Origin of the sequence: Mesorhizobium sp. M2E.F.Ca.ET.209.01.1.1, assembly GCF_004010375.2 — a bacterium.
In the GTDB taxonomy this organism is placed as follows: Bacteria; Pseudomonadota; Alphaproteobacteria; order Rhizobiales; family Rhizobiaceae; genus Mesorhizobium.
The window spans coordinates 1-304 of record NZ_SADP02000969.1; the positions used below are offsets into that span (position 1 = coordinate 1).

Sequence of the window (304 nt, forward strand, 5' to 3'; positions counted from 1 at the left end):
CTCGTTGCTCGCCTCCGGTGCGCCGATCGCGGCGATGAACACCATCCGCAAGCATGTCTCGACCATCAAGGGCGGGCGCCTTGCCGCCGCGGCGCATCCGGCGCGCGTGGTGTCGCTGGTCGTCTCCGATATCCCCGGCGACAATCCGGCATTGGTCGCCTCGGGGCCGACCGTTCCCGACACTGGCAGCCGCGAGGACGCACTGGCTTCGATAGCCGCCTATGGCATGAAGCTGCCGGCCTCGGTGATGGCGCACATCAATTCGCCGGCCGCCGACGCGCCGCGTCCTAACGATTTGCGCTTT

1 protein-coding gene is annotated in these 304 nt (G+C 68.1%); it reads left to right on the forward strand.

Annotated elements, in window-relative coordinates; translation table 11 throughout:
* The coding region (locus EN852_RS38720) for a DUF4147 domain-containing protein (protein WP_135879898.1) at nucleotides 1-304 on the forward strand (304 nt) is incomplete at both ends.